The organism is Clavibacter nebraskensis NCPPB 2581 (assembly GCF_000355695.1).
GTDB lineage: Bacteria > Actinomycetota > Actinomycetes > Actinomycetales > Microbacteriaceae > Clavibacter > Clavibacter nebraskensis.
In genome coordinates this window covers 1,709,301-1,732,050 of record NC_020891.1, presented here as the reverse complement: position 1 = coordinate 1,732,050, position 22,750 = coordinate 1,709,301, and the positions used below count along the sequence as shown (strand labels likewise).

Annotated in this window: 20 protein-coding genes; 8 read left to right on the top strand and 12 right to left on the bottom strand. The window is 72.2% G+C overall.

Annotated elements, in window-relative coordinates; translation table 11 throughout:
* Nucleotides 1-167: 167 nt before the first annotated feature.
* The 6 genes from CMN_RS08150 to zapE form a co-directional block, all read right to left on the bottom strand.
* Nucleotides 168-1,424 carry an endo-1,4-beta-xylanase gene (locus tag CMN_RS08150; RefSeq protein ID WP_015490348.1) on the bottom strand — a complete coding sequence of 419 codons (1,257 nt, stop codon included), beginning with the start codon at nt 1,422-1,424 and terminating at the stop codon, nt 168-170.
* A gap of 187 nt (nt 1,425-1,611) precedes the next feature.
* Nucleotides 1,612-2,223, bottom strand: a complete 612-nt coding sequence (locus CMN_RS08145) for a methyltransferase (RefSeq protein WP_309485172.1) — start codon at nt 2,221-2,223, stop codon at nt 1,612-1,614.
* Nucleotides 2,224-2,466: 243 nt separating this feature from the next.
* Complete coding sequence (locus CMN_RS08140; protein WP_015490347.1) at nt 2,467-2,898, bottom strand: winged helix DNA-binding protein; 432 nt, start codon at nt 2,896-2,898, stop codon at nt 2,467-2,469.
* A 195-nt stretch (nt 2,899-3,093) separates the two neighbouring features.
* Entirely contained in the window at nt 3,094-3,933 is an 840-nt protein-coding gene (locus CMN_RS08135) for an aldo/keto reductase (protein ID WP_015490346.1), read from the bottom strand.
* Nucleotides 3,934-4,171: 238 nt separating this feature from the next.
* Entirely contained in the window at nt 4,172-5,458 is a 1,287-nt protein-coding gene (locus tag CMN_RS08130) for an ammonium transporter (RefSeq protein ID WP_015490345.1), read from the bottom strand.
* Between the two features lie 253 nt (nt 5,459-5,711).
* Nucleotides 5,712-6,776 (bottom strand): cell division protein ZapE, encoded by a 1,065-nt coding sequence (gene zapE, locus CMN_RS08125; RefSeq protein WP_015490344.1) that lies wholly within the window; start codon nt 6,774-6,776, stop codon nt 5,712-5,714.
* Between the two features lie 168 nt (nt 6,777-6,944).
* Here zapE and CMN_RS08120 point away from each other — a divergent pair, with 168 nt between their 5' ends.
* The 7 genes from CMN_RS08120 to CMN_RS08090 all read left to right on the top strand — a co-directional run bounded on the left by CMN_RS08120 (nt 6,945) and on the right by CMN_RS08090 (nt 14,626).
* Complete coding sequence (locus tag CMN_RS08120; protein WP_015490343.1) at nt 6,945-7,856, top strand: sulfurtransferase; 912 nt, start codon at nt 6,945-6,947, stop codon at nt 7,854-7,856.
* Nucleotides 7,853-8,293, top strand: a complete 441-nt coding sequence (locus CMN_RS08115; protein ID WP_015490342.1) for a SufE family protein — start codon at nt 7,853-7,855, stop codon at nt 8,291-8,293. Before CMN_RS08120 ends, CMN_RS08115 begins: the two co-directional genes overlap by 4 nt.
* Complete coding sequence (locus CMN_RS08110) at nt 8,290-9,036, top strand: dihydrofolate reductase family protein (protein ID WP_015490341.1); 747 nt, start codon at nt 8,290-8,292, stop codon at nt 9,034-9,036. Before CMN_RS08115 ends, CMN_RS08110 begins: the two co-directional genes overlap by 4 nt.
* 94 nt (nt 9,037-9,130) lie before the next feature.
* Nucleotides 9,131-9,727: a DUF3000 domain-containing protein gene (locus tag CMN_RS08105; protein ID WP_015490340.1), complete on the top strand. Its 597-nt coding sequence runs from the start codon at nt 9,131-9,133 to the stop codon at nt 9,725-9,727.
* Nucleotides 9,724-11,220 carry a ribonuclease D gene (locus CMN_RS08100; protein ID WP_015490339.1) on the top strand — a complete coding sequence of 499 codons (1,497 nt, stop codon included), beginning with the start codon at nt 9,724-9,726 and terminating at the stop codon, nt 11,218-11,220. Before CMN_RS08105 ends, CMN_RS08100 begins: the two co-directional genes overlap by 4 nt.
* Nucleotides 11,221-11,291: 71 nt before the next feature.
* Complete coding sequence (locus CMN_RS08095) at nt 11,292-12,500, top strand: thiolase family protein (protein ID WP_015490338.1); 1,209 nt, start codon at nt 11,292-11,294, stop codon at nt 12,498-12,500.
* A complete protein-coding gene (locus CMN_RS08090; protein ID WP_015490337.1) occupies nt 12,497-14,626 on the top strand; it encodes a 3-hydroxyacyl-CoA dehydrogenase NAD-binding domain-containing protein in 2,130 nt (709 codons plus the stop codon). The genes CMN_RS08095 and CMN_RS08090 overlap by 4 nt, the downstream gene beginning before the upstream one ends.
* 63 nt (nt 14,627-14,689) lie before the next feature.
* Here the strand turns inward: CMN_RS08090 and dxs are convergent, their stop codons facing one another.
* From dxs to dut, 5 genes are all read right to left on the bottom strand, one after another.
* Complete coding sequence (gene dxs / locus CMN_RS08085; RefSeq protein ID WP_015490336.1) at nt 14,690-16,642, bottom strand: 1-deoxy-D-xylulose-5-phosphate synthase; 1,953 nt, start codon at nt 16,640-16,642, stop codon at nt 14,690-14,692.
* A gap of 114 nt (nt 16,643-16,756) precedes the next feature.
* Nucleotides 16,757-19,570 carry an aconitate hydratase AcnA gene (gene acnA, locus CMN_RS08080; RefSeq protein WP_015490335.1) on the bottom strand — a complete coding sequence of 938 codons (2,814 nt, stop codon included), beginning with the start codon at nt 19,568-19,570 and terminating at the stop codon, nt 16,757-16,759.
* Between the two features lie 215 nt (nt 19,571-19,785).
* Complete coding sequence (locus tag CMN_RS08075) at nt 19,786-20,577, bottom strand: DUF3159 domain-containing protein (protein WP_015490334.1); 792 nt, start codon at nt 20,575-20,577, stop codon at nt 19,786-19,788.
* Between the two features lie 2 nt (nt 20,578-20,579).
* A complete protein-coding gene (locus CMN_RS08070) occupies nt 20,580-21,269 on the bottom strand; it encodes a DUF3710 domain-containing protein (RefSeq protein ID WP_015490333.1) in 690 nt (229 codons plus the stop codon).
* Nucleotides 21,266-21,736, bottom strand: coding sequence for a dUTP diphosphatase (dut, locus tag CMN_RS08065; protein ID WP_015490332.1), 471 nt, complete (start codon nt 21,734-21,736; stop codon nt 21,266-21,268). Before dut ends, CMN_RS08070 begins: the two co-directional genes overlap by 4 nt.
* Before the next feature lie 38 nt (nt 21,737-21,774).
* On the opposite strand from dut, the gene CMN_RS08060 reads away from it, so the two are divergent.
* Entirely contained in the window at nt 21,775-22,224 is a 450-nt protein-coding gene (locus tag CMN_RS08060; RefSeq protein ID WP_015490331.1) for a DUF3093 domain-containing protein, read from the top strand.
* A 49-nt stretch (nt 22,225-22,273) separates the two neighbouring features.
* Here the strand turns inward: CMN_RS08060 and CMN_RS08055 are convergent, their stop codons facing one another.
* Nucleotides 22,274-22,567 (bottom strand): DUF4193 domain-containing protein, encoded by a 294-nt coding sequence (locus CMN_RS08055; protein ID WP_012038342.1) that lies wholly within the window; start codon nt 22,565-22,567, stop codon nt 22,274-22,276.
* Nucleotides 22,568-22,750: the final 183 nt, after the last annotated feature.

Below are 22,750 nucleotides of genomic sequence, written 5' to 3'. Positions count from 1 at the left end.
CGAACACCTTCCATGTGTTCCGACTTCTCTGTCGGATGCTCGAACCGTAGGCACCCTCCCCTACGGGGGGCAAGGTATTCGAAAACCTTTGTTGCGCGGGACAACGAACGCCGAGCGGCCCCCGTCCTCGACGAGGACGGGGGCCGCGGTGGTGGCTCGGGCGGTGATCAGCCCTTCGGCAGCGGCGGACGCGGCGGGAGCTTCGACGGGTCGACGATGCCCCAGTACGCGGGCATGGCCTCCTGGTGGGTCCCGAACGGGAGCGGCTGGTCCCAGGGCTGGTCGATCGACGGGCTGTGCAGCCAGGTCCGCGAGTTGTCCGAGCCCCAGAAGGTGACCGAGTCGAGGTTCCCGGCCTCCTGCCGGATCATCGTGAACAGGTCCTTGTAGACCCAGCCCACGGCCGCGGCGGTGTCGTCCGGGTTCGAGTAGATCGGCTCCGTGTGGGCCCGATTCTGGCTGTTACTCGTCGCGGCGGCCTTCGAGGCGCTGACGTCGAGCTCGGAGATGGCCTCGACGAGGTCCGGGTCGAGGGCCTTCACCGCGTGGATCGTCTTCCTCAGCTCCTCGATGTCGCTGCGGAGCCCGATGTGGGTCTGCTGCGACACGCCCTCGACCGGGATGCCGCGCTGGAGGAGGGCCGAGATCAGCCCGAGGTAGTCGGCGCGCTTGCTCGGCGAGTCGGTGTTGTACTCGTTGATGAAGAGCTTGACGCCCGGGAAGTACCTCTTCGCGAGCTGGAAGCCCTCGTCGACGAAGCCCTCGCCCAGCACCTGGAACCAGCGCGTGTCCTTCATGTGGTGCGGGTTGGCGTTCGGGCCGTCGTTGATGACCTCGTTGACGACGTCCATCGCCCAGATGGGGCTGTTCCCCTTCGGGTAGCGGGACGCGATGTGGTCGGAGATCGCCTTGACGTGGGCTTCCATGCGGGCCTTGAGCAGCGCCTGGTCGGCCGGGCTGTTCGTGAGCGGACGCCCGTGGTCGAGGAAGAACCACGCGGGCGTCTGCGGCATCCAGAAGTCGACGTGGAAGTACATCTTCATGCCGTGGGCGTCGGCGAAGTCGAGCAGCTTGTCGATGCCGCTGAAGTCGAACCGCCCCTCGACGGGCTGGATGGCGTCGGCCTTGCCCTCGTTCTCCGGCGTCATGGCGTTGAAGTGGCGGGCGATGAGGTCGGCCGAGGTGCCCTGCACTTCTCCGCTGCCCATCGCGACGCCGACGTGCTCGATGCCGGCGTCGCCGAGGACGTCCTTGAGCGCGGGGACCTGCATGCCGGGGACGGGCGTGCTCGGTGCGGCGGCGGATGCGGACACCGCCGGGACGCCCACGGCGACGGCGGTGAGGACGGCGGCGGCGGACGCGAGGGCGGCGAGGCCGCGACGGGGGCGACGGCGCGCGTCGCGCTCCGAGAGGGACGGCGTCATGCGGACGGACGCCCCGGGACGGGGAGGGGTGGGGGGCACTGGCGCCTCTCGTGCGGTGGATGGGACACCTGGACCCTAGGGAGGTCGGTCCGGTCGCCGAGCGGCTTGTGGACAGGAGGCAACGAGATCCGCGGCGGTCACAGGAACGTCCGCGAGTCACCGGGGCCCGGTACGCGGGGTCGATCGGTCATCGCGGGCGTCGGCCGGACACGACCCGGGTGCCGTCGTCGTCATCCGTGTCGTCCGCGGGCGCGGCGAAGGGGTCGGCTCGCGCCTCGAGGCCGGCGACGGCGAGCGCGTCGAGGGCGACGGGGAGCTGCGCGTCCGCGACCTCGACGAGGAGCAGACCGTCGGGCGCGAGCCAGGAGCCGCTCTGGAGCGCCGCGCGCCGGAGCACGTCGAGCCCGTCGCCGCCGCCGTCGCGCGTGGCCTCCGGCCCGTGCAGGCGGGCCTCGGGCGGCAGGAGTTCGAGGGCAGCACGCGGCACGTAGGGCACGTTGGCGACCAGGACGTCGATCCGCCCGCGGAGGGCGTCCGGCAGGGCGTCGAGCAGGTCGCCGCGGTGCACGTCGACGCCGCGCGGGACGAGGTTCTCCGCCGCGCACGCCACGGCGACGGGATCGAGGTCGGCGGCGTGGAGGACCGCCCGGGGCACCTCGTCCGCGATCACCGCGGCGATGGCGCCCGATCCGCAGCACAGGTCCACCACGACGGGGTGGTCGACCGTGCGCGCCGCGGTCACGGCGGCACGCGCCAGGCGCTCGGTGCGGCGACGCGGGACGAAGACCCCGGGCCGCACGATGATCCGGCGCCCGGCGAACGCCGCCCAGCCGAGGACGGTCTCGAGGGGCTCCCCCCGCCACGCGGGCCGCCGTCATCCCCTCGAGCGCGGCGGCGCGGGCGTCTCCCCCGGCGTCCGGATGGCGTCCTGCGGCCTCCGCGACGAGCAGCGCGGCCTCTTCCTCGGCGAACACGCACCCCGCGGCCCGCAGGCGCGCGACCAGGTCCTGGTCGCGCCCGTCGCGGGCCGCGGCGGGCGCGCTCAGATGTCGTCCGTGGCGCGGAGGTGCTCGAGCAGCGCCGCGGCGCGCAGGAGGTCGTCGCCGTGCACGGGCGGGCGGGCCTGCCGGGCCGCCTGCTCCAGCCACTCGGCGCGGGCCGTCCGGACGCCCAGGAGGAGCGCCCGGCCGCCGTCGGAGAGGTGCAGGTAGGACCCGACGGGGTCCTCGGACTCCACTACGAGGCCCTTCTGCATGAGCGACGCGAGGCTCGGCACGGTGGCCGCGCGGGCGGTGCGGGTGTCGAGCGCGAGCGACGCCCGGTCCATGCGCTCGGTGCCGGAGAGCCGGCGGAGGATGAGTATCTGGACGCCGGTGAGCCCGTCCCAGCTCGGGTCGACGGACGCGTCGATGCGCTCGGACACGGAGCTGAGCGCGTCGGCGAGGCGGGTGTGCGGGACGGTGGGATCGGTCACGATGCTCCTGACGGTGGGGCGGGCTCCGGTGGGTCCGAGGCTCTCGCCTCCGGCCTGAGGGAGCGTCGTATCGCTCACGCTAGCCCCCTCGCGCCCCGATGGGACTGCGACGTGGCTCGGGCGCACCGACGCGACGACGCCCGCCGCGGCGAGGGGCCGGGCGGGCGTCGTGGTGCCGGCGTGCCGGCGGGTGGATCAGGACGGGAACTGCGTGAAGTCCGCCGTCGCCGGGTCGGCGCCGAGGCGCGTGCCGGTCTCCAGGGTGTCGATCTCGGCGAGCTCCTCGACCGAGAGCTCGACCTCGACGCTCTGGAAGTTCTGCACGATGCGCTCGGGCGTGACCGACTTGGGGATCACGATGCGGCCCTGCGCGAGGTGCCAGGCGAGCACGATCTGCGCGGGCGTGGCGTCGTGGTCCTTCGCGACGCGCGTGACGATCTCCGACTCCAGGTCGGCGCCCTGGCCGAGCGGGCTGTACGCCTCGACCTCGATGCCGCGCTCCACCGAGAAGGTGGAGAGGTCGTGCTGCTGGAACGTCGGGTGCACCTCGATCTGGTTCACGGCGGGCACGACGTCGCTCTCGGCGGCCAGCTCCTCCAGGTGCTCCGGGAGGAAGTTGGAGACGCCGATCGCGCGGATGACGCCCTCGGCGTGCAGCGCCTCGAACGTCTTCCAGGTCTCGACGTACAGTCCGTGCTTCGGGTACGGCCAGTGGATGAGGTAGAGGTCCACCGCGTCCACGCCGAGCTTGCGGCGGCTGTCCTCGAACGCGGTGCGGGCGCTGTCCGCGCCCTGGTCGCCGTTGCGGAGCTTGGTGGTGATGAAGAGCTCCTCGCGCGGGATGCCCGTCGCCTTGATGGCGGCGCCCACGCCCTCCTCGTTGTAGTAGCCGGCGGCGGTGTCGATGTGGCGGTAGCCGGCCTCGAAGGCCTGCTCCACGGCCTGCTGCGTCTCGGCGGGCGGGGTCTGGAAGACGCCGAAGCCCAGCTGCGGGATGGTGACGCCGTTGTTCAGGGTGATGAGGGGGGATGCCATGTGCTCTCGTCTTCTTCGTCTCGATGGTCACGTCGGGTGCGGGAGGCGCCGTCGTGCGCACCTCATCGGCTCGTCCCACCGTACGCCCGGGCCGCACCCGACCGACCGGCTCGGACGCCCGCTCCGCGCAGGGCGAACAGGTCGTGTCGCCCGCTGGCCGGTCGACCCGGCGGGGACGACGGACGGGCGCCGCCCTCTCGCGAGGTGCGGCGCCCGTCGGGTCGATCGGCGGAGCGGGTCAGCGGCCGGAGGTCTCCAGCACGTAGCCCTCCTCGCCGTGGACGATCGTGTCGATGCCCGCGATCTCGTCCTCGTTCTTCACCCGGAAGCCCATGGTCTTCTGGATGATCGTGCCGATGACGTACGAGAGCACGAACGAGTAGATCAGCACCGCGAAGGCGGCGAGGGCCTGCTTGCCGAGCTGTTCGAGCGAGCCCGAGTAGATGAGGCCGACGTTCGTGGCGAAGATGCCGATGTACAGCGTGCCGATGAGGCCGCCGATGAGGTGGATGCCCACCACGTCGAGCGAGTCGTCGAAGCCGAGCTTGAACTTGAGCTCGATCGCGACGGCGCAGACGGCGCCGGCGACGAGGCCGAGGACGATCGCCCAGGTCGGCGAGAGCGCGGCGCACGCCGGGGTGATGGCGACGAGGCCCGCGACCGCGCCGGACGCGGCGCCCACCGAGGTGGGCTTCCCGTCGCGGATCTTCTCGACCACGAGCCAGCCGAGGATCGCGGCGGCGGGGGCGGCGATGGTGTTGAGGAAGGCGATGGCCGCGATGCCGTCGGCGGCGAGCTCGGAGCCGGCGTTGAAGCCGAACCAGCCGAACCAGAGGAGGCCGGCGCCGAGGAGCACGAACGGCGGGTTGTGCGGCACGTGCATGCCCTTGGCGAACCCGACGCGCTTGCCGAGGACCAGCGAGAGGGCGAGGGCCGCGGCACCCGCGTTGATGTGGACCGCTGTGCCGCCGGCGAAGTCGATGGCGCCGACGTTGTAGGCGATCCACCCGCCGTCGACCGTGGATCCGTCGGCGACCGTGAAGTTGAAGACCCAGCTGGCGACCGGGAAGTAGACGACGGTGGCCCACACGCCCGCGAAGACCATCCAGGCGCCGAACTTCGCGCGGTCGGCGATGGCGCCGGAGATGAGGGCGACCGTGATGATCGCGAACGTGGCCTGGAAGGCCGCGAAGGCGAGCGTCGGGTACGAGGACGTCTGGTCGCCGAGCGCCGCGGTGTACGCGTCGCCGAGGCCCAGCTGGCCGAGGTCGATGCCGAGGACGCCGTCGATGCCGACGAAGCGCGGGTTGCCCGCCGCGCCGTCGGGCCCGTTGCCGAACGCGATAGCGTAGCCGTACAGGACCCAGAGGAGCCCGATGAGGCCCATGGCCCCGAAGCTCATCATCATCATGCTGATGACGCTCTTGGCCTTGACGAGCCCGCCGTAGAAGAACGCCAGACCCGGCGTCATCAGGAGGACCAGCGCCGCGGCGATCAGGAGGAAGGCGGTGTTGCCTTGGTCCATGGTGTTTCACCTCTCGTAGATCGTGCAGGGGGTCGCACCGGACTGGAGGGCGAGCGGCCGCCCGTGTGGTCGGGTGGTTCGGCGCGAGCCGTGTGCCGGGTACGCGTCCAGTGTCGGGGGGCGAGGTTTCGCCGGCTCGCCGGACGTGTTTCCGGCTCGTTACACGGATGGCGGGAATGTGAACATCGTGTTTCCGCGCGCAGCGGGGATGCCCATGACGGCCCCCGATCCAGGGACGACGGAGCGTCGTGGGCTAGATGTCGCGTCCGGCCGCGGTGAGCGAGATGAGCCGCGAGATCGCGCGCAGGTACTTCTTGCGGTAGCCACCCGCGAGCATCTCGGCCGAGAACGCCTCGTCGAACGGCGTGCCCGACGCGAGCAGCGGGATCTGCGCGTCGTAGACCCGGTCGACGAACGCGACGAAGCGGAGGGCGTCGGTCTGGCCCTGCAGCTGGGTCACGCCGCGGAGCGCGATGGCGTCCACGCCCTCGATGACCTTGACGTACTTGGAGGGGTGCAGCCGCGAGAGGTGCGCCACCAGCTCGGGGAACCCGTCGACGGTCACGGTCCGGCCGGCGGCGTGCGCGGCATCCGCTCGCGCGTCGAGGTCGGCGGCGTCCACCGTGACCGCGTGGCCCTCGAAGGCGCGGCGCCGGTAGTCGAGCCCGTCGATGCGGATGGTGTCGAAGCGGTCGCTCATGGCCTGGATCTCGCGCAGGAAGTCGGCCGCGGCGAAGCGCCCCTCCCCCAGGGCGTTCGGCGGCGTGTTGCTCGTCGCGGCGATGCGGGTGCCCGTGGCCACCAGGTCGGAGAGCAGGCGCGTCATCATCATCGTGTCGCCCGGGTCGTCGAGCTCGAACTCGTCGATGGCCACGAGCGTCGCGCCGCGCAGGATCCCGACGGCGCCCTGGTAGCCGAGCGCCCCGACGAGCGCCGTGTACTCGATGAAGGTGCCGAAGTACTTCGGACCCGGCATGGCGTGCCAGAGCGACGCCAGGAGGTGGGTCTTGCCGACGCCGAACCCGCCGTCGAGGTAGACGCCGGGCCTGAGGGCGGGCGCCTTCTTGCGCGAGAACAGGCCGCCGCGGGAGCCGGCGCGATCGCCCGAGAACGCGCGCAGCACCTCGACCGCCTGCGCCTGCGTGTCGTGCTCGGGGTCGGGCCGGTAGGTGTCGAACCGGGCCTCGTCGAACTGGCGCGGCGGCACGAGGTGCGCGGCGATCTCCGCGCCCGTGATGCTCGGCGAGCGGCCGACGAGGGCACCGGGTCCCGTGCCCTCCGCGTCGTGGCTCCGCGATCCGATGTCGGCGTTCGTCACAGGTGGGTCTCCGGCTGTCATATGGCGGTGTCGGGAAGTCCCGCGCAGGGCGAACCGTTACCGTGGATGGTTGTCGACGCGCGGCACTCCGTGCCCGCGGGACAGCCACCAGACTAATCCGCGTCCCACCCAGCGCGGCCCCCGCGGCCGCGAGATCAGGAGAGCCCCATGGCCGTCGAGCCGGACACCACCCCCAGGTTCGCCGAGTACGCCCACCCGGAGCGCCTCGTCAGCGGGGACTGGCTGCAGGAGCGCCTCGCCGACGGCGCCCTCACCCCGGGCCTCGTGGTCGTCGAGTCCGACGAGGACGTGCTGCTCTACGAGACCGGCCACATCCCCGGCGCGGTCAAGCTCGACTGGCACACCGACCTCAACGACCCCGTGCAGCGCGACTACGTCGACGGCGAGCGGTTCGCCCAGCTCATGTCGGAGCGCGGCATCGCGCGCGACAGCACGGTCGTCATCTACGGCGACAAGAGCAACTGGTGGGCCGCGTACGCCCTCTGGGTCTTCACCCTGTTCGGCCACGAGGACGTGCGCCTGCTCGACGGCGGCCGCGACAAGTGGATCGCCGAGGGGCGCCCCACCACCACCGACCGCCCCGAGGCCATCCCCGTCGAGTACCCCGTCGTCGAGCGCCGCGACGAGGAGATCCGCGCGTTCAAGGACGACGTGCTCGCGCACCTCGGCAACCCGCTCATCGACGTCCGCAGCCCCGAGGAGTACACCGGCCAGCGCACCACCGCGCCCGCGTACCCCGAGGAGGGCGCGCTCCGCGCCGGCCACATCCCCACCTCGCAGAACGTCCCGTGGGCGAAGGCCGCGGCCGAGGACGGCTCCTTCAAGACGCGCGCCGAGCTCGACGCGGTCTACCGCGACGGCGCGGGTCTCTCCGACGGCGACGATGTCGTGGTCCTCTGCCGCATCGGCGAGCGGTCGAGCCACACGTGGTTCGTGCTCACGCACCTGCTGGGCTTCGAGGGGGTCCGCAACTACGACGGCTCCTGGACCGAGTGGGGCTCCGCCGTGCGCGTCCCGATCGTCCAGGGCGACGAGCCCGGGGAGCTGCCGGCCCGATGACCGGATCCCCCGCGCTGCCCGCGGCGCTCGCCGAGATCCGCGACGACTTCCTCGCGCTCGAGCAGCGCGACCGGCTCCTGCTCCTGCTCGACTTCAGCAACGAGCTGCCCGAGCTGCCCGCACGCTACGCGGAGCACCCGGACCTCCTCGAGCGCGTGGAGGAGTGCCAGTCGCCCGTGTTCATGTTCGTGGAGGTCGTCGACGGCGACGTGCACGTGCACGCCCAGGCGCCGGCCGAGGCGCCGACGAGCCGCGGGTTCGCGTCGATCCTCGCGCAGGGGCTCGACGGGCTGCCGGCCGACGAGGTGCTCGCGGTGCCCGACGACTACCCGTCCACCATCGGCCTCGACGCCGCCGTGTCGCCGCTGCGCATGCGCGGCATGACGGCGATGCTCGGGCGGGTCAAGCGCCAGGTGCGCGAGCGGCTCGCCGGGTGAGGATCACCCGGGTCCTGTCCGTCACCGGTCCTGCCGACGCTGCTTCCTCGCGCGGGTTGGAGGACGACGGCACGAGGGAGTGGCTCGAGGACCTCTACCGTCCGGGATCCGCCGAGCACGTCCGCCTCAACTTCGTGGCGTCCGTCGACGGCAGCGTCATCGGCGCCGACGGCACGTCCGACAGCCTCTCGAGCGTCGTCGACCGGCGGATCCTCGGCGTGATCCGCGAGCTCGCCGACGTCGTGCTCGTGGGCGCGGGCACGGTGCGCGCCGAGCGCTACGTGCTCCCCCGCCGCACACCCCTGGCCGTCGCGACATCCTCGGGCGATCTGGAGGGGCACCGCTTCGACCCCGACGCCGGAGCCGGCCGCCTCCTCGTGCTGTGCCCGCCCGAGGCGCGTGACCGCGCGGTGGCGACGTTGGCAGGCGTGCCCGCCGAGATCGTCTCCGTGCCGCTGGGTGCCGCGGCCGACGGGCGGATGGGCGGCGACCACGTCGTCGACGCGCTCCGCGGTCACGGGCTGGTCCACGTCGTGTGCGAGGGCGGGCCCGCGCTCGCCGCATCGCTCCTCGCGGCGGGTCGAGTGGACGAGCTCTGCCTCACCACCTCGCCCGAGCTCGTGACGCCGCTCACGCCGCTCGTGCCGGCGGGCTCCGGCATCCACTCCCCGATGCGGCTCGACCAGCTGCTCGTCGACGACGACCACCGCACCTACGCGCGCTGGGCGGTGCGGCGGGGCTGATCCCCTGGTCGCGCCGCCATCGGGGGCCGTGCCGCCCGTCCCCCGCCGCGGCGTGGCTCCCGGTGCGTCGACCGGCGCACCATAGTCTGCACACGTGGTAGAGACCCGTGACAGTGCCGAGGATCCGCCCGAGTTCCGCGCGGCGCTGGACGCGCTGCGGCGCGCGACCACGCGATCCGAGCTCGTGCTGACGGAGATCCCCTCGCCCTCGAGCAGCCTGGCGCCGAACGCCGTGGCGCTCGCTGCCGACGTCTCGCCCTCGGGTCACGCCTCCGACTCGGAGCTCGGCACCGGCCGCTTCATCCTGCTGCACGACCCGGAGGAGCCGGAGGCGTGGGGCGGCGCCTTCCGCGTCGTCTGCTTCGCGCAGGCGCCGCTCGAGACCGACATGGGGACGGATCCGTTCCTCGCCGACGTCGCGTGGTCCTGGCTCGTCGACGGCCTCGCCTCCCGCGGCGCCCGGTACTCCTCGCCGTCGGGCACCGCCACCCGCATCATCTCCACCGGCTACGGCGAGCTCGCCCGCCAGGGCAGCGGTGCCAAGATCGAGCTGCGCGCGTCGTGGACACCCGCGGACTCCGACGTGACCGCCCATGTGGAAGGCTGGGGGGAACTACTGTGCATGCTCGCAGGGCTCCCTCCCGCGGGCGAAGGAGTGACACTGCTATCAGCGCGACGCACCCGGACGTGAACGCCCCGTCCGACACCCCCGACCCCGACGCGACCGGCGTGGACGCCTTGGTCTCGCCGCCCACCGGCCTGACCCGGCCCGCCATGGGGACGTCCCTGTTCTCCGACGTGCCGGGATCCACCGCGACCGACGCGGTCGCCGCCCGCACCCGCAGGCGCACCCGACGGACCGCGCCCCAGCGGGTCGCCGACCTCGCACCGGCCGCCGTGGCCCCCGTGCCGGACGCCCCCGCGGCGGCGGTCGAGCGCGTCGCCGACGACGCTCCCGCCCGGCCGCCCCTCCGCGAGGCCGCGGCGACGGGCGACCTCACCGTCATCGACACGCGGGAGGACTACCTGCGCGCGGTCGAGGCCATCGCGGCAGGCACCGGTCCCATCGCGGTCGACGCCGAGCGCGCCTCCGGGTTCCGCTACAGCCAGCGCGCGTACCTCATCCAGGTGTTCCGCCGCGGCGCCGGCACCTTCCTCTTCGACCCGCCCGCCGTCGGCGACTTCTCGGAGCTCGACGACGTGATCCGGGACGTGGAGTGGGTGCTGCACGCCGCCAGCCAGGACCTCGCCTGCCTCCGCGAGGTGGGCCTCGACCCGCGGCGCATCTTCGACACCGAGCTCGCGTCGCGCCTGCTCGGCCTGCCGCGCGTGGGCCTCGGCACCGTGGTGGAGGAGCTGCTCGGGATCCACCTGGCCAAGGAGCACTCGGCCGCCGACTGGTCGACCCGCCCGCTCCCCCGCGCCTGGCTCGTCTACGCCGCGCTCGACGTCGAGCTGCTCGTGGACGTGCGCGACGAGATCGCGCGCCGCCTCGAGGAGCAGGGCAAGACGGGCATCGCCGAGCAGGAGTTCGCGGCGACGATCGCCAAGGAGGCGAAGCCCGCCCGGGTCGAGCCGTGGCGTCGGCTCAGCGGCCTGCACGGGGTGCGCGGCGGCCGCGGCCTCGCGGTCGCCAAGGAGCTGTGGGAGGCCCGCGACGCGTACGCGCGCGAGGTCGACACGAGCCCCGGCCGCCTCGTCCCCGACGGGTCGCTCGTCGCGGTCGCCCGGATCCTGCCGCAGACCAAGCGGGACCTCGCCGCCGCGCGCGAGTTCTCCGGGCGCGCGAGCCGCAGCGAGATCGACCGCTGGTGGGCGGCCGTCGAGCGGGGGCTCGCCGCGACCGAGTTCCCGCAGCTGCGCGGCACGGGCGAGAGCATGCCGCCGCCCAAGGCCTGGGCCGACAAGGACCCCGCCGCCGACCGCCGCCTCAAGCTCGCCCGCGTCGCCGTGCAGGAGGTCGCGAACGGGATGGGGGTGCCGCAGGAGAACCTGCTGACCCCCGAGGTGCTGCGCCGCGTCGCCTGGACGCCGCCCGCCGACCTCGCGCCCGAGGCCGTCGCGGAGGCGCTCGCCTCATGGGGTGCGCGACCCTGGCAGATCGAGGCGACGGCCGCTCCGGTGGCCGCGGCGTTTGTCGATGCTGGCCAAGCCGACGACGCGACCGACGACGGGGCCTCGTAGGAACAGTCAACGGATTCTGCCCCCGTCCGGGTTCTTCCTAGGGTGGGGGAAATCGATGCGAGGAGGCGTCAGTGGTCGAGAGAGCCGAAGTCCATTTCGTGGACGGGGTCCGCACCCCGTTCGGACGAGCGGGTGAGAAGGGCATGTACTGGCGGACCCGCGCCGACGACCTGGTGGTCAAGGCCATGATCGGGTTGCTCGAGCGGAACCCCCAGGTGCCGAAGGACCGGATCGACGAGGTGGCCATCGCGGCCACGACGCAGACGGGCGACCAGGGCCTCACCCTCGGCCGCACGGCCGCTCTGCTCGCCGGGCTCCCCCGCTCCGTCCCCGGCTTCGCCATCGACCGGATGTGCGCCGGCGCCATGACGAGCGTCACGGCCACCGCGGGCGGCATCGCCTTCGGCGCGTACGACCTCGCGATCGCGGGCGGCGTCGAGCACATGGGCCGCCACCCCATGGGCTTCGACGCGGATCCGAACCCCCGCTTCCTCGCCGAGCGCCTCGTGAGCCATGACGCCCTCAACATGGGGAACACGGCCGAGCGGATCCACGACCGCTTCCCGGCGCTCACCCGCGAGCGGGCCGACCGCTACGCCCTCGCCAGCCAGCGGAAGACCGCGCTCGCCTACGCGAACGGCGACATCCAGCCGGACCTCGTGCCCGTCGCGACCCGGTCCGACCAGGGCTGGGGCCTCGCGACCCGCGACGAGGCCATGCGCCCCGAGACGACGCTCGAGGGCCTCGCCGGGCTCCGGACCCCCTTCCGCCCGCACGGCCGCGTCACGGCCGGCAACTCGTCGGGCCTCAACGACGGCGCGACCGCCGCCCTCCTCGCGAGCGGCGACGCCGTGAAGGAGCTCGGCCTCGCCCCGAAGATGACCCTGGTGTCCTTCGCGTTCGCGGGCGTCGAGCCCGAGATCATGGGCATCGGCCCCGTGCCGAGCACCGAGAAGGCGCTCCGCAAGGCCGGGCTCACCATCGACGACATCGGGCTGTTCGAGCTCAACGAGGCCTTCGCCATCCAGGTGCTCAGCTTCCTCGACCACTTCCGTCTCGACGACGACGACCCGCGCGTCAACGAGTACGGCGGCGCCATCGCCGTCGGCCACCCGCTCGCGTCGAGCGGCGTCCGTCTGATGAACCAGCTCGCGCGCCAGTTCGAGCAGCACCCCGAGGTCCGCTACGGCCTCACGGCGATGTGCGTCGGCCTCGGCCAGGGCGGCAGCGTCATCTGGGAGAACCCGCACTTCACCGGCACGAGGAAGAGGAACAAGTGACCGACACCAGCCGCTTCCGGGAGCTCGTGGCGCTCGATCCCGACGAGGTCGTCACGCACTCGTTCGTCCGCGACGTGCCGCTGCCGTCCGGCGGCGTGCTCGCGCTCGTCACGCTCGACAACGGCCGCGACCACACGCGGCCGTCCACCCTCGGCCCGGCCACGCTGCTCGAGCTCGCGGACGCGCTCGACAGCCTGGCGACCCGGGCGGCCGCCGGGGAGATCCGCGGTGTCGCGATCACGGGCAAGCCGTTCATCCTCGCCGCGGGCGCCGATCTCAGCAAGGTCGGCGAGATCCCCAGCCGCGATGTCGGCCGCCAGATGGCGCAGCTCGGGCACGACACCCTCGGACGCCTGCACCGCCTCGGCGTGCCGTCGTTCACGTTCGTCAACGGGCTCGCGCTCGGCGGCGGTCTCGAGATCGGCCTGAACTCCGACTACCGCACGGTCGACGAGTCCGTCCCGGCCGTCGCTCTGCCCGAGGTGTTCCTCGGGATCATCCCCGGCTGGGGCGGCGCGTGGCTGCTGCCGAACCTCATCGGCATCGAGAACGCGCTCAAGGTCATCATCGAGAACCCGCTCAAGAACAACCGCACGCTGAAGGCCCAGGACGTCATGGAGCTCGGCATCGCCGACGCGTCGTTCCCGTCCGCGTCCTTCCTCGAGCAGTCGATCCGGTGGGCTGACGGGGTCATCTCCGGGGCGATCGAGGTGAAGCGCCCGAACGCACCCGGCCGCCTCGAGCGCATCGCCAAGTGGGACGTGGCCATCGGCATCGCCCGGAGGTCGCTCGAGCAGCGCATCGGCACGGTGGCCCTCTCGCCGTACCGCGCCCTCGACCTGCTGCAGGCCGCGAAGCGGAGCACGCGCGAGGAAGGCTTCGCCGCCGAGGACGAGGCCCTCGCCGACCTCATCTCCGGCGACCAGTTCCGCGCGAGCATCTACGCGTTCGACCTCGTGCAGAAGCGCGCCAAGCGGCCCGCGGGAGCGCCGGACAAGGCGCTGGCCCGGAAGGTCACCAAGGTCGGGGTCGTCGGGGCCGGCCTCATGGCGTCGCAGTTCGCGCTCCTCTTCGTCCGGCGGCTGCAGGTCCCCGTGGTCATCACCGACCTCGACCAGGCGCGCGTGGACGCGGGGGTCGCCGGCATCCACGGCGAGATCCGGAAGCTCGCCGAGAAGGGGCGCGTCTCCCCCGACGAGGCCAACCGGCTGACCGCGCTCGTCACGGGCACGACCGACAAGGCCGACTTCGCCGACGCAGACTGGGTGATCGAGGCCGTGTTCGAGGAGCTCGGCGTGAAGCAGGCGGTGTTCGCCGAGATCGAGCAGCACGTCTCCGAGACCGCGATCCTCGCCACGAACACGTCGAGCCTCTCGGTCGAGCGCATCGCGGAGCGCCTGCGGCACCCGGAGCGCGTGGTGGGCTTCCACTTCTTCAACCCCGTCGCCGTGATGCCGCTCATCGAGGTCGTGCGCACCCCGCAGACCACTGACGAGACGCTGTCGACCGCGATGCAGGTGGCGAAGCAGCTGCGCAAGAACGCCGTCATCACCCGGGACACCCCGGGCTTCGTGGTGAACCGGATCCTCGCGAAGGTCCTCGGCGAGGCCATGCACGCGGTCGACACGGGCACGCCCTTCGAGGTGGTCGACCGCTCCCTCGCGCCGTTCGGCCTACCCATGACGCCGTTCGAGCTGCTCGAGCTGGTGGGCCTCAAGGTCGGCGCGCACGTGCTCGACACACACCACGCCGCCTTCCCGGACCGGTTCTTCGAGAGCCCGAACCTGCACCGGCTCGCCGATCTCGGGCGCATCTACGCGCGGGACGCGAAGGGCCGGCCGACGGGCTTCGACAAGGAGGCCGTGCGCATCGTCAAGGGCGGGAAGTCGCCCATGACGGCGGAGGAGATCCGCGAGCGCGTCGAGACCGGCCTCGCCGACGAGGTGCACCGCATGCTCGAGGACGACGTCGTGCACGCGGCCGAGGACATCGACCTGTGCCTCATCCTCGGCGCCGGCTACCCGTTCCAGATGGGCGGCCTCACGCCCTACCTCGACCGCGTCGGGGCCAGCGACCGGGCGTTCGGCGACACGTTCCACCACCCGCCGATCCGCGGCGTGGAGTAGCGACCCGCTCGCGGCGGAGGAGCCCGACCGCGCTGCGGTCGGGCTCCTCCGTCGTCGTGCCCGCTAGCCCTGCTCGTCGTCCTCCGCGCGCATCGACACGCGCTCCTCGTCCTCCGGCAGCGGCCGAGCGGAGGGCACGCGGCTCCCGAGCACCTGGGCGACGACGTCACGCGCGATGTGCTGCGGGGTGAGGCCGACGCGCTCGAGGATCTCCGATCGCGTGCCGTGGTCGAGGAACTCGTCGGGGAGGCCCAGCTCCGTCACGCCGGTGTCGATGCCGGCCTCGCGCAGGTCCTGGCGGATCCGCGTGCCGATGCCGCCGACCACGACGCCGTCCTCGATGGTCACGACGAGGCGGTGCTCTCCGCCGAGCTCCACGACGCTGCGCGGCACGGGCACGACCCACCGGGGATCCACCACGGTCGCGCCGATGCCCTGCGCGGCGAGGCGCTCCGCGACCTCGATGCCCATCGTCGCCATGGGGCCCACCGTGACGATGAGCACGTCCTGGGACGCCGACTCGTGCAGCACGTCGACGCCGTCGTCGAGGCGCCGCACGGCCTCGAGCTCGTCGCCCACGTTGCCCTTGGAGAAGCGCACGACGGTGGGTGCGTCGTCGACCTTCACGGCCTCCCCCAGCTCCTCGCGGAGCCGCGTCGCGTCGCGCGGGGCGCTCAGGCGGATGTGGGGCACGATCTGCAGCAGCGCCAGGTCCCACATGCCGTGGTGGCTCGGACCGTCGGGACCGGTGACGCCGGCCCGGTCGAGCACGAAGGTCACGCCCGCGCGGTGCAGGGCGACGTCCATGAGCACCTGGTCGAAGGCGCGGTTGACGAAGGTCGCGTAGAGCGCGACGACCGGGTGCAGTCCGCCGTACGCCAGGCCCGCGGCGCTCGTCACGGCGTGCTGCTCCGCGATGCCGACGTCGTGCACGCGGTCGGGGTGCTTCTCGGCGAACCTGTGCAGGCCCACTGGGCGGAGCATCGCGGCGGTGATGCCGACGATGCGGGGATCCTCGTCCGCGAGGGCCAGGATCTCGTCCGCGAACACGCTCGTCCAGCTCACGGCCTGCGACGGGTCGATGGGCTCGCCCGTCTCGGGGTCGATCTGCCCCACCGCGTGGAACTGGTCGGCCACGTCCCGCCGGGCGGGCTCGTAGCCGCGGCCCTTCTCCGTGATGGCGTGGACGATGACGGGCGCGCCGTAGTCGCGGGCCTGCTCGAGGGCCTCCTCCATCGCCTGCTGGTCGTGGCCGTCGATCGGGCCCAGGTACTTGATGTCGAGGTTCGAGTACAGCGCCTCGTTGTCGGTGACGCGCGTGAGGAATCCGTGGAGCCCGCCGCGGAGGCCGCGGTACAGGCTGTCCCCCGGGGCGCCGAAGACGCCGAACACGCGCTGGCTCGTCTCGTAGAGGCCGCGGTAGGTCCGGCGGGTGCGCACCGTGTTGAGGAAGCGGGCCATGCCGCCGATGGTCGGCGCGTAGGAGCGGCCGTTGTCGTTGACGACGATGATGAGCTTCCGCGTGTTGTCGTCGGAGATGTTGTTCAGCGCCTCCCACGTCATGCCGCCGGTGAGGGCGCCGTCGCCCACCACGGCGACCACGTGCCGGTCGGTCTGGCCGGTGATGCCGAAGGCCCGCGAGATCCCGTCCGCCCAGCTCAGCGAGCTCGACGCGTGCGAGCTCTCGACGATGTCGTGCTCGGACTCCGACCGCTGCGGGTACCCGGCGAGGCCGCCCGACCCGCGGAGCCGGGAGAAGTCCTGTCGGCCCGTGAGCAGCTTGTGCACGTACGACTGGTGCCCGGTGTCGAAGACGATGGGGTCCTTCGGCGAGTCGAAGACCCGGTGGATCGCCAGCGTCGTCTCGACGACGCCGAGGTTCGGCCCGAGATGGCCGCCCGTCTTGGAGACCTCCGCGACGAGGAACTGCCGGATCTCGGCGGCGAGCTCGAGCATCTGCTCGCGGCTCAGCCGGTCGAGGTCCCGGGGTCCCGTGATCGTCTCGAGGATTCCCATGCTGACCGCCTTCCGTCGGGAGCCATGCGCAGGCCTCCGCCTCATCGAGTGTACGCAGGGCCCTGCATGCGCGAAGGAGGCCGGGCGTCGCCGCCCGGCCTCCTCAGGTCGCCGTTACGCCACCAGGCTGCGCAGCACGTACTGCAGGATCCCGCCGTTGCGGTAGTAGTCCGCCTCGCCGGGGGTGTCGATGCGCACGACCGCGTCGAACTCCACCGTCTGCTTGCCCGCGGGCGAGTCGGCGGTGGGCGCCGCGACCACGTGGACCGTGCGCGGCGTCGTGCCCGAGTTCAGCTCCTCGAGCCCGGTGATGCTGATCTGCTCGGTGCCGTCGAGCCCGAGCGAGGCCCAGGACTCGCCCGCCGGGAACTGCAGCGGGACGACGCCCATGCCGATGAGGTTGGAGCGGTGGATCCGCTCGAAGCTCTCCGTGATGACCGCCTTGACGCCCAGGAGGCTCGTGCCCTTCGCCGCCCAGTCGCGCGACGAGCCGGAGCCGTACTCCTTGCCGCCGAGGATGACGAGCGGGGTGCCCGCCGCCTGGTAGTTCTCGGACGCGTCGTAGATGAACGACTGCGGGCCGCCCTCCTGCGTGAAGTCGCGCGTGTACCCGCCCTCGACGCCGTCGAGCAGCTGGTTGCGCAGGCGGATGTTCGCGAACGTGCCGCGGATCATGACCTCGTGGTTGCCGCGGCGCGAGCCGTATGAGTTGTAGTCCTTGCGGCCGACGCCGTGCTCGTCGAGGTAGCGGCCCGCGGGGCTGTCCGCCTTGATGGAGCCGGCGGGGCTGATGTGGTCGGTCGTGACCGAGTCGCCGAGCTTCGCCAGGACGCGCGCGCCCTGGATGTCGGACACCGGCGTGATCTCCATGGTGAGGCCCTCGAAGTACGGGGGCTTCCGCACGTAGGTGGACTCGGCGTCCCACTCGAACGTCGCGCCCGTGGGGGTGGGGAGCGAGCGCCAGCGCTCGTCGCCGTCGAAGACGCCGGCGTACTGGTGCGTGAACATGCCCGTGTCGATGGAGCTGTCGATGGTCGACTGGACCTCGGCCGCGTCGGGCCAGATGTCCTTGAGGAACACGTCGTTGCCGTCGCTGTCGGTGCCGAGCGCGTCGGAGTCGAAGTCGAAGTTCATCGACCCGGCCAGCGCGTACGCGATCACGAGCGGCGGGCTCGCGAGGTAGTTCATCTTCACGTCGGGGTTGATGCGGCCCTCGAAGTTCCGGTTGCCCGAGAGGACGGCCGTGACGGCGAGGTCGTTGTCCTGCACCGCGGTGGAGATCTCGTCGATCAGCGGGCCCGAGTTGCCGATGCATGTGGTGCAGCCGTAGCCGACCGTGTAGAAGCCGAGGGCCTCGAGGTACGTGGTGAGGCCGGACTTCTCGTAGTAGTCCGTGACGACCTTGGATCCGGGCGCCAGCGTGGTCTTCACCCACGGCTTGGCCTTGAGGCCCTTCTTGCTGGCGTTGCGGGCGAGGAGCCCGGCCGCGAGCATGACCGACGGGTTCGACGTGTTGGTGCACGACGTGATGGCGGCGATGGCGACCGCGCCGTGGTCCAGCGTGAAGTCGCTGCCGTCCTGCAGGGTGACGCGCGTGGGCTTCGTGACCGAGGCGGGGCTCTGCGACGCGTGGTGGTGCTCGTGCGACGAGTGCTCGTCCTCTGGCTGGAGCTCGCCCGGGTCGGACGCGGGGAAGCTCATGGCCGTGGTGAGGTCGACGATGTCGTGGTCGACGGTCGCGTAGTCGTTGAGGTCGCGCTCGAACTGCGACTTGGCGTCGGTGAGCTCGATGCGGTCCTGCGGGCGCTTCGGGCCGGCGATGGAGGGGACGACCGTGGAGAGGTCGAGCTCGAGGTACTCGCTGAACGACGGCTCGACGTCCGCGTCGTGCCAGAGCTTCTGCTCCTTGGCGTACGCCTCCACGAGCGCGACCTGCTCCTCGCTGCGGCCGGTGAGGCGCAGGTACTCGAGGGTGACGTCGTCGATGGGGAAGACGGCCGCGGTGGAGCCGAACTCGGGGCTCATGTTGCCGATGGTGGCGCGGTTCGCGAGCGGGACGGCGCCGACGCCCGTGCCGTAGAACTCCACGAACTTGCCCACGACGCCATGCTGGCGGAGCATCTGCGTGATAGTGAGCACCACGTCGGTCGCGGTGACGCCCGTGGGGATCTCGCCCGAGAGCTTGAAGCCGACGACCTTGGGGATGAGCATCGAGACGGGCTGGCCGAGCATGGCCGCCTCCGCCTCGATGCCGCCGACGCCCCAGCCCAGCACGCCCAGGCCGTTGACCATGGTGGTGTGCGAGTCGGTGCCGACGCAGGTGTCGGGGTAGGCCTGGAGGACGCCGCCCACCTCGCGCGTCATGGTGACGCGCGCGAGGTGCTCGATGTTGACCTGGTGGACGATGCCGGTGCCGGGCGGGACGACCTTGAAGTCCTCGAACGCCGTCTGGCCCCAGCGGAGGAACTGGTAACGCTCGCCGTTGCGCTCGTACTCGATGTCGACGTTGCGCTCGAGCGCGTCCTCGGAGCCGAAGAGGTCGGCGATGACCGAGTGGTCGATCACGAGCTCGGCGGGTGCCAGCGGGTTGATCTTGGTGGGGTCTCCGCCCAGCTCGCCGACGGCCTCGCGCATGGTGGCGAGGTCGACGATGCAGGGGACGCCCGTGAAGTCCTGCATCACGACGCGCGCGGGCGTGAACTGGATCTCGGTGTCGGGCTCGGAGTCCGGGGCCCAGTCGCCGAAGGCGCTGATCTGGCTGCCGGTGACGTTCTTGCCGTCCTCGGTGCGGAGGAGGTTCTCGAGCAGCACCTTGAGGCTGAACGGGAGACGCTCGTGGCCCGCCACGGTGTCGATGCGGTAGATCTCGTAGTCGGTGTCCCCGACGCGGAGTGTGTCCTTCGCGCCGAAGCTGTTGATTGCAGACACGTGGCCCTCTTCCCTCGCTGGATGGGCGCGGAAGTCGATTCCGCCCGTCATCCGATCTTGGTCGCCCGCCGCGGCCGGGTCCAGTAAGGCGACCCTGATCGGGCACGCCGACGCGAGGCGGGACGGCGCCGATGTATCTCGACGTCGAGATGAATCTACCATCGCGCCACCGCGCCGGACGCCGCGGCGCGCGGTGCCGTCGAGAGGGGCTGAGGTCAGTCGGTGACGCGTGTCGCCGGGTCCTTCGCGTACACGGCGCGCACGAAGAGCCACGACAGGACGAGGAGCACGCCGTAGAGGGGCGTGCCCATCACGAGGCGGGCGACGCCGAGCGCGTCGATGGAGTCGGAGAGGTAGAGCGGGACCTGCACCGCGAGGCGCAGGGCGAAGAAGCCGACCCACACGAGCGTGAGGAGGCGGAGGGCCCTGGCCTTCCTGCGGTCCTGCCGCCACGCCGTGCCGTCTCCCGTGAGGAAGCCCACGGCGACGCCGACGAGGGGCCACCCGACCACGACGGAGACCAGGAGCACCGCGAAGTACGCGCCGTTCGTCCACAGGCCGAGGGCGTAGAAGTCGCGTCCCTCGCCCGAGCGGAGAGCCAGGATCGCCGAGATGACGATGCCGGCGAGCCCGCCCACCGCGGGGGCGACAGCCGAGCGCTGCACGAGCCGGGCCACGACCGCGGCGACGGCGACGACGACGGGGACCGCGACCGAGAGGACGATGTCGCGCGTGAGCGTGAAGGCGACGAGGAAGAGGAGACCGGGCACGATCGCCTCGAGGACGCCCCGGATGCCGCCCATCGCGGCGAGGAGGGCGGCGGCGGTCATGGTCTCGCCGCGCGCCGCCTGCCCGAGGCCCGCTCGTTCGGCGGCCTGGGCCATGCTCGCGCCGATCGCCTCACCCGGGGCGGTCGCGGGCGCGCGCGACGTGCCGTCGGGCGCGTGCGTTCCGTCGGCGGGCTTGGGGCGCTGGGGATCCCTCCCGACCGGGCCCTCCCCCGACACGCTCAGGCGCCCAGCGCGGGGGCCGGGCTCTCGCCGACCGGAGCCGCGCCCGGCGCCGTGCCGACCTGGGCCGCGGGCATCTTGAGCGGGATGAGGTCGCGCGGGGGCATGGGCGAGGATCCCCGCACCACGACGATACTGCGGAAGAGGTCCTCGACGGCGGCCGCAGCCTCGGGGTCGGTCACGGCGCGGCCGGTGATGACGCCGCGCAGGAACCAGCGCGGGCCGTCGACCCCGATGAAGCGGGCCTCGCGCGTGCTCGCCGCCGACTGGCCGGGCTGCTGCACGACCGGGATGACCGCGTGGAGCTCGGGGCCGAATGGTCCGTCGGCCAGGCGGGTCGTGCCACCCTGGCGCTGGATCTGCTCCCCGATCGTCGTACGGATCTCGTGCCACAGCCCGCTGGAGCGCGGCGCGGCGAACGGCTGCACCTGCAGGCTCGACTCGGCGAAGTCGAGGCCGATCGCGACGACCTGCTGCGTGCCCTCGGCCACCTCGAGACGCAGGTGGAGGCCCTCGCGCGGCAGGATCTTGATCCCGCCGAGGTCGACGTACGGACGCACGGGGTTCGCCTCGGTCTCGTCGAGCGGCCCCTCGTCGGCCCGGTCGTCGGGCGCGGACTTGGCGTCCAGGACGTGCTCGGCGTCGTCCGCGACGGCGTCGTCCGGCTGGTTCGCGTTCTCGTCGGTCATGTTCGGTCTCCTGGATCTCGGGCGGGGAGGGCGCCGGTGCCCGTGGAGCCGAAGCCCCCCGTGCCGCGGTGGCTCCCGGGCAGCTTCTCGACGGGCACGAAGCGCACCCGGCTGACCGGCATGACGACGACCTGCGCGATGCGGTCGCCGACCGCGACATCGTACGCGGCGTCGGCGTCGGTGTTGAGGAGGGTGACCCGGATCTCGCCGCGGTATCCCGCGTCGACGGTGCCGGGTGCGTTGACGATGGTGATGCCGTGGCGCGCGGCCAGGCCGCTGCGGGGCAGGACGAACGCGGCGTAGCCGTCCGGCAGGGCGATCGACACGCCGGTGCCGACGGTGGCCCGCTGGCCGGGCTCGAGCCGCAGGGCCTCCGCGCTCACGAGGTCGGCGCCGGCGTCGCCGGGATGCGCGTAGGCCGGGATCGGGGCGTCGCCCGCGATGAGGACGTCGACGGGATCGGGCACGGTCCGAGGCTAGTGCAGGAATCTGATCGAATAGGCGCATGCAAGCGTCCCCCTACAGGGAGCGGCTGTGGCCGGCTCCCTGGCTCTTCGTCGCCACCGCCCTCGTCATCCCCGCGAGCCTGCTCGTGTTCCTCCCCATCAGCGTCGTCGCCGGGGTGATCGTCGCCATCGTGCTGTACGCGGGCGTCGTCGCCACGCTGGTGCTCACGAGCCCCGTCATCGAGGTGGCCGACGGGCGGCTGCGGGCCGGCCGCGCGTCGATCGACGTCGACCAGCTCGGCGAGCCCGAGGGGTCCAGGGGCGCGCAGGCGACGGCCGAGCGCGGCACGCGGCTGCACGCGCGGGCGTACCTGGTCATCCGCGGATGGGTGGACCCGGTGGTGCGGGTGCCGCTGCTGGACGCGTCGGATCCCGCTCCTTACTGGCTGCTGTCCACGCGCACGCCGGAACGACTGATCGCCGCGATCCGGGGATCGCGGCGATCATGACGTGCTGTCAGGCGCGGGGCCTGCGGGAGGGCTCTCACCCGGCGTCGCTCTAGGCGGCGCACTCCTGGCAGATGGGCCCGAGCTTCTCCTGGTGGTCGATCTGCGAGCGGTGCTTCACGAGGAAGCAGCTCACGCAGGTGAACTCGTCCGCCTGGGGCGGGAGCACCACCGTCTCGAGCTCGAGGTCGGAGAGGTCGGCTCCGGCGAGGTCGAAGCTCCCGGGGTTGTCGGCATCGTCGACGTCCACGACCCCGGACATGCGGTCCGGGACGCGCTCCTTCAGAGCCTCGATCGAGTCGGAGTCGTCCTCCGTCTTGCGCGGGGCGTCGTAATCAGTTGCCATTCCTGTCCACTTCTCGAATAACCGCCGAACGGAATCGGCGGGCACAGTTTGCATGAATCGCATCCGGATAGCAAACCGTCCTGAGGCCCCTGTCAGGCCTCCTGATCGGCGGTTTGGATGCGGGGAGCCGGCCCGTCCCCGGACCGCGGATGCGGACTCACACGGTACACCGTTCGCGCACAA

Bases quoted from the DNA above. Each gene is read 5' to 3' on its own strand.
- CMN_RS08150 (WP_015490348.1), bottom strand. From the start codon at position 1,424: ATGACGCCGTCCCTCTCGGAGCGCGACGCGCGCCGTCGCCCCCGTCGC.
- CMN_RS08135 (WP_015490346.1), bottom strand. From the start codon at position 3,933: ATGGCATCCCCCCTCATCACCCTGAACAACGGCGTCACCATCCCGCAG.
- CMN_RS08130 (WP_015490345.1), bottom strand. From the start codon at position 5,458: ATGGACCAAGGCAACACCGCCTTCCTCCTGATCGCCGCGGCGCTGGTC.
- CMN_RS08120 (WP_015490343.1), top strand. From the start codon at position 6,945: ATGGCCGTCGAGCCGGACACCACCCCCAGGTTCGCCGAGTACGCCCAC.
- CMN_RS08115 (WP_015490342.1), top strand. From the start codon at position 7,853: ATGACCGGATCCCCCGCGCTGCCCGCGGCGCTCGCCGAGATCCGCGAC.
- dxs (WP_015490336.1), bottom strand. From the start codon at position 16,642: ATGGGAATCCTCGAGACGATCACGGGACCCCGGGACCTCGACCGGCTG.
- CMN_RS08070 (WP_015490333.1), bottom strand. From the start codon at position 21,269: ATGACCGACGAGAACGCGAACCAGCCGGACGACGCCGTCGCGGACGAC.
- CMN_RS08060 (WP_015490331.1), top strand. From the start codon at position 21,775: ATGCAAGCGTCCCCCTACAGGGAGCGGCTGTGGCCGGCTCCCTGGCTC.
- CMN_RS08055 (WP_012038342.1), bottom strand. From the start codon at position 22,567: ATGGCAACTGATTACGACGCCCCGCGCAAGACGGAGGACGACTCCGAC.